13 protein-coding genes and 1 pseudogene are annotated in these 16512 nt (G+C 40.3%); 5 read left to right on the forward strand and 9 right to left on the reverse strand.

Features of this window, described 5'->3' with window-relative positions; genetic code table 11:
* Positions 1-116: 116 nt before the first annotated feature.
* From ACN0T8_RS10500 to ACN0T8_RS10520, 5 genes and pseudogenes are all read right to left on the reverse strand, one after another.
* Positions 117-1265 (reverse strand): M20 family metallopeptidase, encoded by a 1149-nt coding sequence (locus ACN0T8_RS10500; protein ID WP_417880576.1) that lies wholly within the window; start codon positions 1263-1265, stop codon positions 117-119.
* Between the two features lies 1 nt (position 1266).
* Positions 1267-2844 (reverse strand): BCCT family transporter, encoded by a 1578-nt coding sequence (locus ACN0T8_RS10505; protein WP_417880577.1) that lies wholly within the window; start codon positions 2842-2844, stop codon positions 1267-1269.
* Positions 2845-3455: 611 nt separating this feature from the next.
* Complete coding sequence (locus tag ACN0T8_RS10510) at positions 3456-4073, reverse strand: hypothetical protein (RefSeq protein ID WP_417880578.1); 618 nt, start codon at positions 4071-4073, stop codon at positions 3456-3458.
* Between the two features lie 246 nt (positions 4074-4319).
* Positions 4320-4913, reverse strand: a complete 594-nt coding sequence (locus tag ACN0T8_RS10515) for a hypothetical protein (protein WP_417880579.1) — start codon at positions 4911-4913, stop codon at positions 4320-4322.
* A pseudogene (locus tag ACN0T8_RS10520) lies at positions 4910-5608 on the reverse strand (site-specific integrase); the annotation flags it as partial. The gene ACN0T8_RS10515 and the pseudogene ACN0T8_RS10520, both read right to left, overlap by 4 nt.
* A 207-nt stretch (positions 5609-5815) precedes the next feature.
* Here ACN0T8_RS10520 and ACN0T8_RS10525 point away from each other — a divergent pair.
* On the forward strand, positions 5816-6772 hold the full coding sequence (locus ACN0T8_RS10525) for an IS110 family transposase (protein ID WP_417880580.1): 957 nt from the start codon (positions 5816-5818) through the stop codon (positions 6770-6772).
* Between the two features lie 962 nt (positions 6773-7734).
* Here the strand turns inward: ACN0T8_RS10525 and btuD are convergent.
* The 4 genes from btuD to ACN0T8_RS10545 form a co-directional block, all read right to left on the reverse strand.
* Positions 7735-8484 (reverse strand): vitamin B12 ABC transporter ATP-binding protein BtuD, encoded by a 750-nt coding sequence (gene btuD / locus ACN0T8_RS10530; RefSeq protein WP_417880691.1) that lies wholly within the window; start codon positions 8482-8484, stop codon positions 7735-7737.
* A 20-nt stretch (positions 8485-8504) separates the two neighbouring features.
* Positions 8505-9500 (reverse strand): vitamin B12 ABC transporter permease BtuC, encoded by a 996-nt coding sequence (btuC, locus tag ACN0T8_RS10535; RefSeq protein ID WP_417880581.1) that lies wholly within the window; start codon positions 9498-9500, stop codon positions 8505-8507.
* 217 nt (positions 9501-9717) lie between these two features.
* Positions 9718-10761: a succinylglutamate desuccinylase gene (locus ACN0T8_RS10540; RefSeq protein WP_417880582.1), complete on the reverse strand. Its 1044-nt coding sequence runs from the start codon at positions 10759-10761 to the stop codon at positions 9718-9720.
* Positions 10762-10810: 49 nt separating this feature from the next.
* Positions 10811-11746: a precorrin-2 dehydrogenase/sirohydrochlorin ferrochelatase family protein gene (locus ACN0T8_RS10545; RefSeq protein WP_417880583.1), complete on the reverse strand. Its 936-nt coding sequence runs from the start codon at positions 11744-11746 to the stop codon at positions 10811-10813.
* A gap of 478 nt (positions 11747-12224) precedes the next feature.
* Here ACN0T8_RS10545 and ACN0T8_RS10550 point away from each other — a divergent pair, with 478 nt between their 5' ends.
* The 4 genes from ACN0T8_RS10550 to ACN0T8_RS10565 all read left to right on the forward strand — a co-directional run bounded on the left by ACN0T8_RS10550 (position 12225) and on the right by ACN0T8_RS10565 (position 16467).
* A complete protein-coding gene (locus ACN0T8_RS10550) occupies positions 12225-13247 on the forward strand; it encodes an amino acid ABC transporter substrate-binding protein (RefSeq protein WP_417880584.1) in 1023 nt (340 codons plus the stop codon).
* A gap of 78 nt (positions 13248-13325) precedes the next feature.
* Positions 13326-14534, forward strand: a complete 1209-nt coding sequence (locus ACN0T8_RS10555; protein WP_417880585.1) for an amino acid ABC transporter permease — start codon at positions 13326-13328, stop codon at positions 14532-14534.
* Positions 14535-14550: 16 nt separating this feature from the next.
* The gene (locus ACN0T8_RS10560; protein WP_417880586.1) at positions 14551-15648 is read left to right on the forward strand and encodes an amino acid ABC transporter permease; all 1098 of its coding nucleotides are present in this window, start codon (positions 14551-14553) and stop codon (positions 15646-15648) included.
* 69 nt (positions 15649-15717) lie between these two features.
* Positions 15718-16467, forward strand: coding sequence for an amino acid ABC transporter ATP-binding protein (locus ACN0T8_RS10565; protein ID WP_417880587.1), 750 nt, complete (start codon positions 15718-15720; stop codon positions 16465-16467).
* Positions 16468-16512: the final 45 nt, after the last annotated feature.

Raw genomic sequence — 16512 nt, forward strand, 5'->3', positions numbered from 1 at the left:
TCTCTTTTCGTATGACCTTTTTCTGATTTTCATCGTTATCTGACATACTAAACCTCATGCTGTACATACAATCAGTATATACAGCATTCTCAACTTTGAAAGTTAATTATGAGGCTTTAGTCTATCAGGTAAGTTTTGTATTCAGTCATACCACAAAGTGTGTTTATTAATGAGCTGTAAGTCTGTTTTACTTGATGGACTTGTTTCATATCTACATGTTCATTTTGAGTATGTGCCAGTTGCGTATCTCCAGGACCAAAATAAATTGTCGGTATGCCATATTGGCTGATGAAAGCTCCCTCACCCCAAGCAGTCCAATACACAATATTAGTTTTCTGGTTCATTTGCTGTGAAATGGTATCAAGAACCGTGGGAAAACATGATATGTCAGGTTCAGTCAACAATCCGCTCCAGTCTCCTTCTAAATGAACACTCGCACGAAACATGGGATCATTTTCACGACATTCATTCAATGCAATTTGAACTTCATCAAGTCCAGTCTGAACATCCTGATGCGGTAAATAACGCTTATCAATTCGAACCTTGGCATAATCTGGTACAACATTAGGGTCTGTACCACCTTCAATCACTCCTACACTGATAGACTCTTTACCAAAATATGGATCTTCTTTGTAATTTTGCGTGTTACGGCGGAGTACTTGAACAAAATCCATGGCCATATAAATGGCATTTTGTCCTAGCATAGGTAAGCTAGAGTGTGCAGAAACACCATGAAACTCAACACTTATCCATGATTGCCCTTTATGGGCATTACAAATTTGACCATTAGTTGGCTCTGGGATCATTGCAAAATCATGTTTCCCTAGATGATTGTTATCAAACAAATGTTTAATACTCGCACCTGTTGTTTCTTCGTCAGTTGTAAAAACTAAAGTGACATCACCTTTTAATTCTGTATCTTGGGCAGCGTCAATAAACGCACTTAAAATACATGCACAACCACTCTTCATATCTGCACTACCACGACCATAAATCATGGATCCTCGCTTTTGCGGTATAAATTGGTGTGCTTCGCCATTCACGACATCAAGGTGGCCTTCTAGCAACAATTTAAAGTTGCTATTACTGCCCTCAATCCGCGCAATTAAACATGGTTCAATCTCCGTATTTACTTCGATTACAGCATTGGTCTTTTGCTCTAATATGCTGCGGACATATTCAATAGCTTCAAGTTTTCCATCGACTTGATAACTATTAATGCCCATTAAATCAATAGTGTAGCGCTCTAAATCAGTTAATGGCATATTACCCCCACTTATGCATTTTATTATCAGCAACAGAATCGAATAACTCACCACTATGGATATCTTTTTTCAAGGTTTTAAAAAATGATGTAAATAACACAGCCAAAGCCAATAAGACCGGTAAAGCTGAAATGGTGATCATAGATTGAATCGTTGTTAACACGTTTAATCCATCAATAGTATGTTCAAGAAATAGAATACCTAATGGAACCACGAGAAACATTAACGACCAAAAAACTTTAAAATGGGAACTCGGTTCTTGATCTCGTGCTAAACCAACTGAGGTATAAATACTTAAAGAAGTACCATTAGCCGTTGCTGTCGTAGCAAGATTAAAAAAGACCAAAACAACAAAGACAGCAATACAAATAGATGACATTGGCAAAGTATCTAGCACTTTTAATGTCACACCACTATTTCCAATCTCTCCAATTTGTGAAGATAAATCAATACCATGGTGTAACTCTTGTGACATACCATAACTACCTAAAATTCCGAATGTTATCCAACATGCAGCAGCGCCCCAAACACTATTTGCAATCGCTATCTCTCTAAATGTTCGACCGTATGAAGTTCGCGCAATCCATATGCCACAAATAAATGTTAATGCAACATACCAAGCCCAATAAAAAATGGTCCAGCCTTGAATAAACCCAGTCTGACGAACAGAATCTGCATTGAAACTCATTCGTGTAAATTCATGAATCGTTGTCCCAATCGACATAGTTAAATTATTTAAAATAAATCCTGTATCACCAGCAAACAATACGAATGCAAAGAAAACCAATGACAAGCGAACATTAAATGTACTAATTATCCCCATTCCTCTTGCAATCGTTTTTGAAGTTGAAAGCATAAAGAATACGCCAAATACACAAATTACACCGACTTTAAAACCAAAAGTATCATCAATGCCTAACAAGTGACTCGACAACTTGGCGATCACAGGCACACCGATGCCAACAGTTGTCATGATTGCCATGAAATAACCAAAAACAATAATAGAATCAATGATAAAACGAAGAGCTTTATAAAATTTTGATTCACCTCCAATCACATTGTGACACAGAGTCGAAACACGCAGATCATCACTTTTTTTATTCCAATAAAGATAACCCAAAGCAATACCAGGCAAGAGGTAAAAACCCCACGCAGAAATCCCCCAATGAAACATACCGTAAGAGATGGCATGTTCGTAAGCTTCAGGCGATCCTGCTTTAATGCCAAAAGGTGTCGTGTTGATGTAATACATCCATTCACACATTCCAAAAATCAAGATCCCCGCAGCTAAAGCCGAGCATAAGTTCATAGAAATCCATGTGAATTTTGAATAATGAGGTCTAGCATTCTTACCACCTAAGCGGATATCACCAAAGCGGCTAAAAATGAGTACAGCGACACCTATGGTCACACCAACACCCATCAATAAGAAAAACCAAGCCATATCAGTTGTGATAAAACGATAAAGCTCTGAAATTAAAGCAACTACCAAATCAGGTACAAAAATGATAGGTAAGATTACAGCTGTTAATATACAAAGGGCACTTAAGATTAGTGCCTTATTGGCATGTTGAAACATATATCCCTCTAAAATTTAAACATCTAAGCGTTTAGACGTCTGGAAATCTATCAGAAGTATATACATTTAACAAGATAAAACCATAATTGGTTTTTAGTCATAGGAAGATTTACGAATCCGTTTTGCCTAAAATTGTGAAGCAGGTGGCTTTGAGCAAGTCAATGCGGATTATGCAGATCATTGGCCAGCTCAAGGTGGACACTTCTATATTGTGTGTGATGGCATCGATCATAACGAGAACACTGTTGCTGCTGTTAGTGAGTTTTGTGAGCTATTAAAAGATGAATTTTCAGAGAACATCATTGGTGATGAAATTACTCTCGAGAATGCAATCATAAAAGCTGTAAGGTCACTTGAGCATAGAAGAGCCAGTTTTGCATTTTGTATGACCGCTGCCTTGAAATTACAGGATCAGTTAGTCGTCGCGCACTGTGGTGATTGTCGCTTAGGGTTTTTAACGCCTAAAGGTGTTGATTGGCAAACAAAGGATGACGTTCCTCACCATCAATTGTATCACCGAGGAGTGTTGGGTAGGGATATGTACCTGAAAGTACGACACTTAGTTTCTTGTAAGATTAAACCGGCCTTTAGAAGAGAAAGCCTAATTCAACTTAAGTCGGATATGAGTAATGCAAATAGATCATGTCATCTATTTGAAATGCTTCAAACGGCTGATGACTGATGATGGCGCAAAGATGTTTTTCTAAGTTAATTATTGTTATTTCGCATTCCGCATAACCCACAATACAGTCAGGATTCATGGCTTTTTGGTACTGACCGATAAGCATTGAGTGGGTCAGTCGTAAGTGCTTATTCCACAGTTCTACTTGGTGGGTTTGTTGTGCTCGACAGCAACAATTTATCGACGCCAACCAATACTTTAGTAACGGCCATTCTGGTCGCTGCATATGTAAGCTGAGATCCCATTGATACTCAGAGGCACACTGATGATAGGCTTTAATACCGCTGGATAGTTGCTCAAATAGTTCAGGTTCTTGGCGCAAATTCTGTATGGCATGCATAGCAAATAATGCCATGTCATCTTGTAATTGTGGTGAGGGCATCTTAGTAAAAGGCTCTTCCGATCGCCACCAAATATTTTGTACTTCTTCACTTAATAACCCTAAAGCGATTTGTCTAATCAAGGAATTCGAGCCGCCATCTAACCTCAATAGTTTTTCGAGTTTGTAGATTTTCTGCTCGAGTGTTGAAATCATTTCTGTGTCCATTTTTTCTCTTTCCGTTAGGCTTTAAGGCCACTCATCTTTACCCATACCCGATGTTCATTCATAACCGCGATTGCTATGCTGATTTGTGTTTTTATTGGCATAGTGGCTTTATTTTCGGATGTAATGAATCACTATGACGATCAATGAAAAAAACAGCGTCTCTACTTCCCAAAGCCGCACGATAACGACTCATCCCCAAACGAATAGGAATGTGTCGTTAATGCTCACCTCACACTTCTTTTTTCTCTAAAACTCCCTGTCTTTTTTCACCGGCCAAGGGCGCTGATGATACTCATATTGGCCGATACTAAAGACACTAGGCTTATCGAAGTCTGAGTAATACACACATTGTTTGGCATGCGGTTTACTGACCATCACGCTTTCTTTGTCATAACAAATATGGCTGCGTGGATCGGTGCAATGTTCATACATGGCCAGTGATAACGCTTTGCAGCATTGCAGGTGTTTCTCCCATATCAGCGTTCGGTCAAGATAGCTGTGCTTAATCGCACTGTAGTATTTCGCTAACGGCAAGCCTGGTGTCTTGGCATGTAAGCGCACATCCTCAAAGCTTGCAATGTCAGAGAACAATAGATTTTCTGCATAGTTATTGAGTACGGACTGTAAATGTGGCGCTTTCATAAAATTGTCATAGCATTGCTTGGCGATGGTTTCTAATAAGACTTGCTCATGCAAAGAGAACAAGACCATTTCGGGTTTATTGCCAATCAGGGTATGCACCGAGGGCAACTCAATGCCCAATGCAAAGGCGCCCAATTGCTTTATATCGGTGAGATTTTGTTGAAAGTATTGCGCGCGGTTAAACGATAAGATCATCATGCTGCGTCTCCTTGCATCATCGTGCTAAAGGCCCGTCCATCTTGACGTGATGCGTTGGCGACATAAGGGGCGTAAACCTCAAACAGCAGCTTGGTGTCACTGTGTCCTAGCATGTGAGAGATATAGAGAGGGTTTTCATGCGCGGCGATATGCAGCACTGCCGCCGTATGGCGCGTTTCATAAGCACGACGAGGCGCTAATCCTGCTTTTTTCAGGGTAGGGTGCCAAACCTTGGTGCTGATGTAATGGGTATCGAGCCCTTTTCCATTTTTACCACTAAACACAAACGGACTACTTGGATCACGTTGTTGCCATTGACGTTGCAATGCGGCGTATAAGGTATCGCACATGGCCAGTTCCCGACGCGATTTTGGCGTCTTCACATCGCAGATCTCACCATTGACGTAGTTTTGCCGAATACGAATGAGTCGGTGTTTAAAATCGATGTGCTCCCAATACAGGCCATGAACTTCACAGCTACGCATCCCTGTCCAAAATCGCAGTAAAAAATAATCTTGCCATTGCGGCTCGCAACTCGCTAAGAACTGTTTGACCTCTTCTAAGGTCAGCGGTTGGGAGTTGGCCTTTTCTTCTTTTAAGCTGCGGTAGCGACGAAACGGGTAAGGAAAATGATGCTCTTCTGCGGCAAGGCTGATAATGGCGATCAATGGCCACAAAATACCGTTGATGCGCTTGTATGGGAAATTAACTCTGCTTTTGGGTAATGTGAGACCCAGGCTTTAGCTGCAACTAAAGCTCTCTATGTAGTAGTTCGTTTGAACACTGGCTCCTCTGTTGAGAGACCGATAACAAACATGAACGCTACATAGAACTCCAAGCATAAACCTCGAATAGTCGACTGGGTCTAGAACCCGCATTACGCAAGCATGAGTTAGCTTATTATGAATACAAATACACTTCAAAACATTAATGTCGGTGTTGATACTGGCAAATCACAATTAGACATATTCATTCGCCCTCTTGATATCTATTTCACTGTTACCAATGATGAAAAAGGTATTAAAGAAGCGATTAAAAAAATCAAAAAACATGCCCCACAACGTATCGTCATTGAAGCCACTGGGCGCTTAGAAATGCCATTTGTGCTTGAATGTGCTGAAGCAAAACTCCCTATAGTCCGAGCTAATCCCGTGCACATTAAACGCTTCGCCGGCGCCATTGGGCGTCGAGCAAAAAATGACAGACTGGATGCCGAGTTAATTGCTCACTTTGCTGAATCTATCAAGCCAGAAATTACTATTATAAAGGCTGAAAACATAAGATTAATGAGTGACTTAGTCGTCCGCAGAAATCAGTTATTATCGATGCAAACTATGGAAAAGAACCGGATACAAATCTTACCTAAATCACTGCATTCAACGATAAAACCGATGCTCATAGCGATGAAAAATCAAATCAAAAAAATCGAAGATAAACTGACTAAACTCATCGAAAATTGCCCCGAATATCAAGCTAAAAACATACTCTTACAAAGTGTCCCCGGTATAGGTAATATCGCAGCAGCATCAATCATCAGCAATATGCCTGAGTTAGGATACATCTCCAATAAACAAGCGGCTTCTCTTATCGGCGTTGCGCCGATAACCAAAGAAAGCGGGCGTTATAAAGGCAAGAGAACAATACAAGGTGGCAGGTCGCAAGTAAGGACCGTTCTTTACATGGCGATGATGTCAGCTATGCAATGTAACCCTATTTTCAAAGCCACTTACCAACGCCTTGTTGAAGCTGGAAAACCTAAAAAAGTAGCCATCATCGCTTGTGTTCGTAAGATGGTAGTCATATTAAATTCGATGATAAGAGATGGCTCCATGTGGGATGAAAATTTTGCTAAAAATTAGTTATTGACACCATAGTCGTTTTGTTATGTTTGTCATACGCGCTTACCGAACTTGGCAAAAACTTGATTGCCTAGATCTATAACGCTTAAACCAATTTGAAGCGTCTACTTATCGACGGCTACAACTCTAATTTACTCGCCTCGAAAATCAGGGAAAATTACAAAATAGAACCCACCATAGAAAAATAAAAACATCAAAAACGCGGTAAATCCAGCCCAAAAGTGTGACCTATTTTCATAGTAGTCAATCCAACCGCCAGCGAAAAAAATAGACTTATATATCACCGCATGTAACAAGTTTAACGCCGACAAAATCGCTGCTATTAGAAACAAGACATCCATCAACATCCTCCCTGAGATAGACTTCTCAAATTGAAAATACAAACTATAAAGTCATCAAACAAACCATCAATAATTCGATAACGTGGAGCAACATTTTCAACGAAAACATAACAGTATATTAGCAAGAAACACGGATAAACCCGCAGATTATTTCAACACGTTCACTGCTAATCAATTCATTTATAGCTAAAAGATACTCTAATAGCGTTTTTTTAAAAGCATTTAGCCGATTTTATGCGATGGAGAAAGCGAGAATTGGGTTTAGTAAGCCAGTTGTGACAGGGATGTACTTTCAGTTTTTACATACTATTTTTAATTAACAATGCCTTACAATGAATTCCGATAGATCGCATATAGGTATAAGTTCTCGCTTTCACCCAAAACCGTTTAATACCCAAAAAATTTAATTATAACTGTATAAACACACTGAACGTGAAAGGGAGCGAGTGATTTTCGAACACTTATTGTTTCGTTAAACGCATCTAAAGAAAGCACACTCAAACGTCTAATATACGCTTGTGGTAAATAGATTCCTGCTCTCGCCTAGGCTCGGCTGGAATGACAACTTTAAAGCCCCCGAAGTAGTATGATTAAGTTAAAATAGACATCAATACCAAACCATTAATCAAACAATAAGTGCGTTTGTCCATCATGCTCAATACGCGTGACTTGGGTATTAAATATCTCTGTCAGTAATTGGCTGGTTAATAGCGACTTTGTTTCGCCTACTGCTTTTAATACACCTTCTTTGAGAATCAACACTTTATCCGAATGTCTCAAGGTTCGATTTAAATCGTGGTTTGCCATCACTACGGTTAACCCTTTGCGCGCCATCACTGCTATCATTTGGTACAGCAAGCTTTCTTGACCAACATCTAAAGGCGCTGCGGGTTCATCGAGCAGCAATACTTTCGCATCTGGGTTTAATGTTGGCCACACTTGCAAACATACTCCGGCAAGTCGTACTCTTTGCCATTCACCACCGGATAAATGATGAATGCTTTTGCCTAGCTTGTCGGTAATGCAAAGCTGCGTGGTAATTTCACTCACCGCTTTTTCTACTACATCATGGTGAATGTCTTTGTTGATAGAGAGCGATAAATATTGAAAGACCGACATATTAAACGCCGGTCGATCTGACTGACATAAATAGGCGCGGATCGTTGCCAGTTCTTTCAAATCATATTGAGCGATTGATTCACCACCAAAAGTGACGGTTCCTTGATGCGAAAGTAAGCCAGATAACACTGCAAGCAAGGTACTCTTACCACTCCCATTTGGACCAATCACATGTAGGATTTCCCCAGGATTGACTTGAAAGCTCATTGGCATCAAACGATTTGATACGCTGAGATCTTTTATATCGAGCATAGGCGTTATTTTATTCATAATTAATTCTGATCATGCCCACGTAGTAACATCCAAATGAACACTGGCGCACCAATTGTCGTTGTCATTACACCTAAAGGCAGTTCTGCACTGGTCAGTGATACTCTGGCAAGTAAGTCAGCCAGTACCAATAAACTTGCGCCACACAGTGCAGACATCGGTAACAGGTAACGGTTTTCACTACCAAAAATCAAACGAATGAGATGCGGAACCACTAAACCTATAAAACTGATCACTCCGCCAATCGCCACTGAACAGCCGACCAATATCGACACATAGATAATCAACTTCCAACGTAGAGCAAACACATCTAAGCCGAGTTGTTTGGCATGTTGTTCACCTGCCATCAATAAATCTAAATCTCGACCTTTGAAACACAACCAAACGATACAGGGTAACATTATGAGCCCTAGTGCCACTTGAGCCCAAGACACTCCGCTAATACTCCCCATTAGCCAATACATTAGAATTCTGAGGTTAAAGTCATCACTGAAATAAAATGCCCACGTCACAACGGCGCTAGATAAAATCCCTAACGCTACCCCAATCAATAACAAGCGGCCTGTGGTTAAACGCATCGCTTTGGCAAGTGACACAATTAAAAGCGTAAAAACTAACGAACCCAATATCGCGACGGCCATTGAACCTAGTGGCGACATTAAGACAGGAAAAAAGAACAAGGCGATCACCATCGCTAGACTTGCCCCGCCTGAAATACCAATAATACCGGGCTCTGCCAGCGGATTGCCTAATAAGACCTGTAAAGTTGCACCAGCCACCGCAAGTGAAGCGCCTAATAATATGGCAGCAAGCAACCTAGGTAGTCGAAGGTTGACGATCACTTGTTGCTGTAAATCAGACATAGGATGGAAAAAAGACAGGGATAAATCACCAACTGATAAATAGATAGCACTCACGCTGACTAAAAAGATCGTGATTAAAATGAATGGCAGTTTCCAGCTCTGGTGTTTGGTGTGAATTAACTGATTGAATTGCATATGATCATAGTCACTTATGTATACTCAAAATCATTGGAGTTGCAGTGAGGCGACAAGTGAATGAAGCCCCATGAGCATAGCTCGTCTATGTGATTGGGGTGAATGAACGCCGTCAACAAAGCTGCAGCTTCAAGTACGAAGAGTATAAGCTTGCGGTGTTTTCGATACCATACCAGTTACGCATCAATTGAAAAGTAAACTCATAATATATTTATCTTTAGCGAATTCTTTCGACCAATAATGCCGCTCTCTGACCGATATCCACCTTATCATTAGCAAACACTAAAGCGTAACCACCAGATTCACAGATCATCGGAACGCCGCCTTGTATTCCGTATTCTTGATTTAAGTACAGTGGCTCAAAATTGATTAGTGCTTGTTGTGCTGTAAAGGCTAAATCTGGATGTTGCTTACGGATCTCATCAACCACATCATAAACTGCAATATCTTGATTCATGCAATTCACATCATCTAACTTTCCATTTCGATTGAGCAATAAATGCATACCCGATAAAAACGATGTAAACACGGAAAGATCATTTTCACCGAATGATCTAAGTTGCCCAAGTTCGATGGTTAAACTCTTCGCTTGGAAATACTCACCGGTATACCAACTAAACGCATAACTAGGATGATGACATAACAAAACAGCCTGAACATCTGCGTGCTGAGCAAAGTATTTTAATTCTTGGTCGGTGATGTCAGATTGATGTCTGGTAGCCGGACGGATAGCAAAAACAGGATATTGAGAAGGGCGAGAGGAACAATGAAGATCAAGGTGCCAGCGTTTCTTTCCAGAAGAACGTTCAAAAAACAATTCGACGACATCTTTTATTTTAGCGGCAATTTCACTTTCAATTCCTCGTACTTTCCTACTGGATATTTCAAAAAGTTGATTGAGGTTTTGTTCTATAAAACGCTGTTTCTTTATGGTGGCATCGGGATGAGCAAAAATAAACAAACACGGATGGCTGATGGTCACCTCACCAGATAGTACTTGCGAAACCAATTTATCGACCAGCTCGATCGGCCCAGTTTCATCACCATGAATTCCAGCCGATATTACCGTAGCACTGTCCCCTTTGTAGTGAGCAGGCGTTATGCCTAACATGCCGCGGTGATAAAACCTTAGCACTAGGCCGCTATCTACCGTTAAGGTTTGTTGCGGCCACGATAAGTGATACAAAGTGGTATAAATAAACCCTTTGGTCACGAGATCGTTAACTAAAGGGTTATCTTTTTGATGATGTTGGTGATCCATAATCACCTCCACGAAGCCTACTCTTTAAAGTTTAGACTAAGTTGATGGTTTATTCAGCAATTCTAATTAACTTGTCATTGCCCATCAAGAGCTTCATCTCTGAAGCAATTGGATCATTAGCCGTGAAAACACAGACTCTTAATTTATCCGCTTTAGCTTTCTCGATTAACCCAGCTAAATGGTGTGTATCTTGGTATTCTTCTCTGTCTGCATCACGACGGCATAAATCCACAAATTCAAATGGACAATTCGTTGGATACAAAACCAATTCAGATTCTTGCATTAAACGTAGTGCTTTAATCGAAAGGTTTTCGACATCATGATTAAACTGAATCCAATGCAAAACTGACGTCACTTCCACTTTATCTTGTAAGGTATCGAGATATAGAGATTCCAATTGTTCACGCTTGGTAATGGTTGGAATTTTTGCTGAAGAAAAGAAACGCTCCCAAAACTTACGTCTTTCATCTACCGTGGCTAATGATTCTTTAATGCTATTACGTTTAGATGCGCCAAAATCTGCCAATAGTGATAAGTTCTGTGGCAACATAGATTCTAACTTTTCACGTAAATAACGAATTAATACTGGTGACGCCCCACCACTGGATACCGCTATTTGAATACGACCACGGTTGATCATAGACGGTGTAATAAAGTCACAATAAGGTTTGTCATCAACAACATTAACCATAATGTTTTTTTGCTTAGCATCATGGTGAACTTGATGATTCAACTGGGGGTTATCGGTCGTAGCCCAGACCTGAATATAGTCTTGCAACATCTCAGATTGGTAAAACGCCTTCACCCAAAGCAGTGATTGTTGCTCTGCTAGAGAAAGTAAATAAGGATGAATATTCGGTGAGACTACCGTTACATTTGCCCCTGCTCTAATAAGCATATCTACTTTACGGCAAGCCACTTCACCACCGCCGACAACCAGAACTGCTTTCTTGTTTAGATCTAAAAAAACTGGGAAATAACGCATTTAATTCCTTTTTGTGATGTGTCACTCATACTTGATACTACCAAATTTGTGCACAGAGGAAACATAAGATCTTTATCACAAACAATTTTACTTTGAATTTACCCCCCTCACTTATTGATTAATCCATTAGTAACTACTTTATTGATAATTATATAACGCCCTTACTCAACTATTCAGAATAAAAGGTTAGATGTGACATCGTGGTGCATCATTGCACTATTTACATTGCTATGACATTTATACATCCTAAATTTAATGAAAGATTTGTGATGCAACTCAATCACATAATGGATGTAGTGATTTGTGTATTTCAAATTCTTTCCTACTCTTTAAGAGTAAAACAGGTACGAAACCTCACTTAAATATGAAGGTGTACCGAACAAATATTCTAATTAAAACAACATTAGTTTAATCAATCACAGACAAATTCGTTTTCAGTTCAACCTGATTTCAATGGACGTATACAGGAAGGATACACATGCAAAAATCAATTAAACTTCTCGCTTCAGCAGTCGCAGTTTCTGCTGCAATGATGGCTAATACAGCGTTTGCCGGCACACTGCAAGATGTACAAAAAGCGAATGAACTAAAATGTGGTGTAAGTACTGGCCTTGCTGGCTTTTCAAACCCCAACTCAAAAGGCCAATGGGAAGGCCTTGATGTTGAATATTGTCAAGCGGTTGCTGCTGCAGTATTAGGTGATAAATCTAAAGTAAAATACGTTCCACTAAACGCAAAAGAACGTTTTACTGCCTTACAATCTGGTGAGGTAGATGTTCTATCTCGTAACACAACTTGGACACTTCAACGTGATGGTTCACTAGGTCTTAACTTTGTTGGAACGACTTACTACGATGGTCAAGGTTTCATGGTTAAGAAAGACCTTGGCGTTAAAAGCGCAACTGAGCTTGATGGCGCATCTGTTTGTGTTCAATCAGGTACTACGACTGAACTTAACCTTGCAGACTACTTCCGATTAAAAGGTATGGAATACAAACCAGTTGTCTTTGACACAATGGACCAAACCTCTAAAGGTTTCGATTCCGGCCGGTGTGATGTTTTGACTTCAGACCAATCTCAACTTTACGGACTACGTTTGAACTTAAAAGATCCAAGTTCTGCAACCGTTTTACCTGAAATCATTTCTAAAGAGCCATTAGGCCCTGTCGTACGTCAAGGTGATGACCAATGGTTTAACGTTGCTAAGTGGACATTATTTGCCATGATCAATGCCGAAGAATATGGCATAACTCAAGCAAATGTCGATGAGATGAAAAAATCTAATGATCCAAACGTGAAACGTATTTTAGGTCTTGATGGTCCCAAAGGCGAAGGTCTAGGACTAAAAGATGACTGGGCTTACCAAATCGTTAAGCAAGTGGGTAACTACGGTGAAATGTTTGAACGTACTGTCGGTCAAGGTTCACCACTTAAAGTGGACCGTGGTGTAAATAAACTTTGGAACGCAGGTGGCTTCCAATACGCGCCACCAATTCGTTAATACACATAACTTCATAATACTCTGGACTAGGGCGGTTTCTGCCGCCCTTTTTTTTCAATGATTTTGAGGTTACGCAGTATGAAACCTAATGAATCTGAGAAAGCAGTCAATCAGTCAGCATCTGGTAGCTCCCTTTCTCACCTTATTTATAACCCAAGATTCCGCTCGATTGCTTTTCAGCTTATAACCGTGCTAGTTCTTGGTTACTTTTTCTATATCATCATTAATAATACTATCGATAACTTGAATAACCGTGGTATTTCCACAGGTTTTAGTTTCCTCGATCGTGAGGCTGGCTTTGGTATCAGCCTAGCGTTAATTGAATATGATGAAACCTATACCTTTGGTCGCACCTTTATCGTCGGCCTACTCAATACTGTTTTAGTATCTTTTCTCGGTATCATCCTAGCAACTATTCTTGGTTTTACTGTCGGTATAGCGCGTTTGTCGTCCAACTGGATGGTCAATCGTCTTGCTGCGGTATACATAGAAATTGTTCGTAATGTCCCCCCTCTACTGCAGATACTATTCTGGTATTTTGCGGTTCTACAAGCCCTACCTTCCGCAAGACAAAGTCTCAGCTTAGGCGAAGCTATATTTCTCAACATACGTGGTTTGTATGTACCAAAACCGATCTTTGAATCTGGTAGTTGGCTAATCGGCGCTGCGGTTATTCTTGCGGTTGTGCTCAGCATTGGTGTGTATATCTGGGCTAAAAACAGACAGAAAGTGACAGGGTTACAAACGCCAGTTACTAGAATTGTTTTAAGCTTATGTATCGGCTTACCACTTGTCGCTTATTTCATTATGGGAATGCCAATTTCGGCAGATTACCCTGAATTAAAAGGCTTCAATTTCAAAGGTGGCATTACCGTATTGCCTGAATTGTTCGCTTTATGGCTTGCTCTAGGCATATTCACTTCAGCCTTTATCGCTGAAATTGTTCGCTCAGGCATTGAAGCTGTCAGTCATGGTCAAACAGAAGCCGCAACCGCTTTAGGCTTATCGCAATCAAAAACACTAAAATTAGTTGTTATTCCACAAGCGATGCGAATCATCGTTCCTCCCCTTACTAGTGAGTATTTGAATTTAACCAAAAACTCCTCATTAGCAATGGCAATTGGCTACCCCGATCTTGTCTCGGTTTTTGCTGGCACAACGCTCAACCAAACCGGCCAGGCTATTGAGATCATCTTTATGACGATGGGAGTTTACTTAGGATTAAGTTTATTAACGTCATGGCTCATGAACATCTATAACCGCAAAGTTGCGTTAGTAGAAAGATAACAAGCGGAGAATTTAGATGAAACAGCACCAATTTTTACCTGACCTCCCGCCACCGGCTAATACTGTCGGGCTTATCGGTTGGTTACGCAAAAACTTGTTTAGTACACCTCTTAATAGTCTTTTGACCCTAGTGATGGCTTATATTGCCGTGACAACAATTTGGTCAATTGTAGATTGGGGAATCATCAACGCAGATTGGATAGGCACAACTCGAGATGCATGTAGTAGTACCGGTGCATGTTGGGTGTTTATCAGCGTCCGCTGGGATCAGTTCATGTTCGGCTTTTATCCAGCAGCAGAACTGTGGAGACCTAAGCTATTTTACTGGACACTTGCCATTCTTGTTGTCTTGATGGCTTACGAAAAAACGCCGAAACGGACTTGGATCTTTATCTTTTTTGGTAGTGCCTACCCTATTTTAATGGCGGGTCTACTTGAAGGTTCGATGTTTGGTTTGCCAGTGGTTGATACTCACCAATGGGGTGGCCTACTGGTTACGTTAATCCTTTCAACCATAGGTATCGTTCTTTCGTTACCGATTGGTGTGGTTCTAGCATTAGGACGACGTTCTAAAATGCCAATTATCAGTAAGCTGAGTATTGCTTATATTGAAGTTTGGCGTGGCGTTCCACTGATTACTGTTTTATTTATGGCTTCAGTCATGTTGCCACTCTTTTTCGCTGATGGTGTTCAAACCGATAAACTCATTCGAGCCTTAATCGGGGTGGTGATGTTCTATTCAGCGTATATGGCAGAAGTTGTACGAGGTGGTTTACAAGCGATCCCTAAAGGCCAGTACGAAGCAGCCGATTCACTTGGGCTGTCATATTGGCAAAAAATGGGATTAATTGTGTTACCACAAGCATTAAAAATCACCATTCCATCTATTGTAAATAACTTCTTATCACTACTGAAAGATACCAGTCTTGTTCTCATCATTGGTATGTATGACGTACTAGGTATCGGCCAGGCTGCGAATAACGACCCGGACTGGTTAGGTTATTCAACTGAGAGTTATGTGTTTGTTGGGTTAGTGTTCTGGGTATTTTGTTTCGGGATTTCCCGCTACTCCATTTATTTAGAAAACAAACTCCATACTGGCCATAAGAGATAATTAATGTAATTGGTATTAATACAATTGGTATAGATCTCTTGGAAGATAGAAGCATTCAAGGAAGTAATTATGACTCAACAACAAGACTACATGATCCAAATTGATGATATGAATAAATGGTATGGTGAATTCCACGTACTGAAAAATATCAATTTGAAAGTAACAAAAGGCGAAAAAATCGTTATCTGTGGCCCTTCAGGTTCTGGCAAATCAACCATGATTCGCTGTATTAACCATTTGGAAGAGCATCAAAAAGGAAGCATTAATGTAGGTGGTACCGAGCTAACTGACGATCTGAAGAATATTGAAGCCATCCGTAAACAAGTTGGGATGTGTTTTCAGCACTTTAACTTATTCCCACATTTAACGGTGTTAGAAAACTGCACCCTAGCGCCTATTTGGGTAAAGAAAATGCCAAAAGCGGAAGCAGAGAAAGTTGCCATGAAATATTTAGAACGGGTAAAAATCCCAGACCAAGCCGATAAATACCCTGGGCAACTTTCTGGTGGTCAGCAACAACGTGTGGCGATTGCTCGTTCATTATGTATGAATCCACAAATAATGTTATTTGATGAGCCTACTTCTGCGCTCGATCCTGAAATGGTACGTGAAGTACTTGACGTAATGGTTGAATTGGCGGGCGAAGGCATGACGATGCTATGTGTAACCCATGAAATGGGCTTTGCTAAAGAAGTTGCAGACCGTGTCATATTCATGGATGCTGGAGAAATTATTGAAGAAAACAACCCGAAAGAGTTTTTCGAAAACCCTCAATCAGACCGTACCATTAATTTCTTAAGCCAAATACTGCATCATTAATCTCATCGTTTAAACGCTACTATATTTGAAACAAAGCCTTAGCAA

The sequence above is a fragment of the Vibrio sp. genome, from assembly GCF_048266485.1.
GTDB lineage: Bacteria > Pseudomonadota > Gammaproteobacteria > Enterobacterales > Vibrionaceae > Vibrio.

Bases quoted from the DNA above. Each gene is read 5' to 3' on its own strand.
- ACN0T8_RS10540 (WP_417880582.1), bottom strand. From the start codon at position 10,761: ATGGATCACCAACATCATCAAAAAGATAACCCTTTAGTTAACGATCTC.
- ACN0T8_RS10515 (WP_417880579.1), bottom strand. From the start codon at position 4,913: ATGATGATCTTATCGTTTAACCGCGCGCAATACTTTCAACAAAATCTC.
- btuC (WP_417880581.1), bottom strand. From the start codon at position 9,500: ATGCAATTCAATCAGTTAATTCACACCAAACACCAGAGCTGGAAACTG.
- ACN0T8_RS10500 (WP_417880576.1), bottom strand. From the start codon at position 1,265: ATGCCATTAACTGATTTAGAGCGCTACACTATTGATTTAATGGGCATT.
- ACN0T8_RS10550 (WP_417880584.1), top strand. From the start codon at position 12,225: ATGCAAAAATCAATTAAACTTCTCGCTTCAGCAGTCGCAGTTTCTGCT.
- ACN0T8_RS10510 (WP_417880578.1), bottom strand. From the start codon at position 4,073: ATGGACACAGAAATGATTTCAACACTCGAGCAGAAAATCTACAAACTC.
- ACN0T8_RS10505 (WP_417880577.1), bottom strand. From the start codon at position 2,844: ATGTTTCAACATGCCAATAAGGCACTAATCTTAAGTGCCCTTTGTATA.
- ACN0T8_RS10545 (WP_417880583.1), bottom strand. From the start codon at position 11,746: ATGCGTTATTTCCCAGTTTTTTTAGATCTAAACAAGAAAGCAGTTCTG.
- ACN0T8_RS10555 (WP_417880585.1), top strand. From the start codon at position 13,326: ATGAAACCTAATGAATCTGAGAAAGCAGTCAATCAGTCAGCATCTGGT.
- ACN0T8_RS10560 (WP_417880586.1), top strand. From the start codon at position 14,551: ATGAAACAGCACCAATTTTTACCTGACCTCCCGCCACCGGCTAATACT.
- btuD (WP_417880691.1), bottom strand. From the start codon at position 8,484: ATGCTCGATATAAAAGATCTCAGCGTATCAAATCGTTTGATGCCAATG.
- ACN0T8_RS10525 (WP_417880580.1), top strand. From the start codon at position 5,816: ATGAATACAAATACACTTCAAAACATTAATGTCGGTGTTGATACTGGC.
- ACN0T8_RS10565 (WP_417880587.1), top strand. From the start codon at position 15,718: ATGACTCAACAACAAGACTACATGATCCAAATTGATGATATGAATAAA.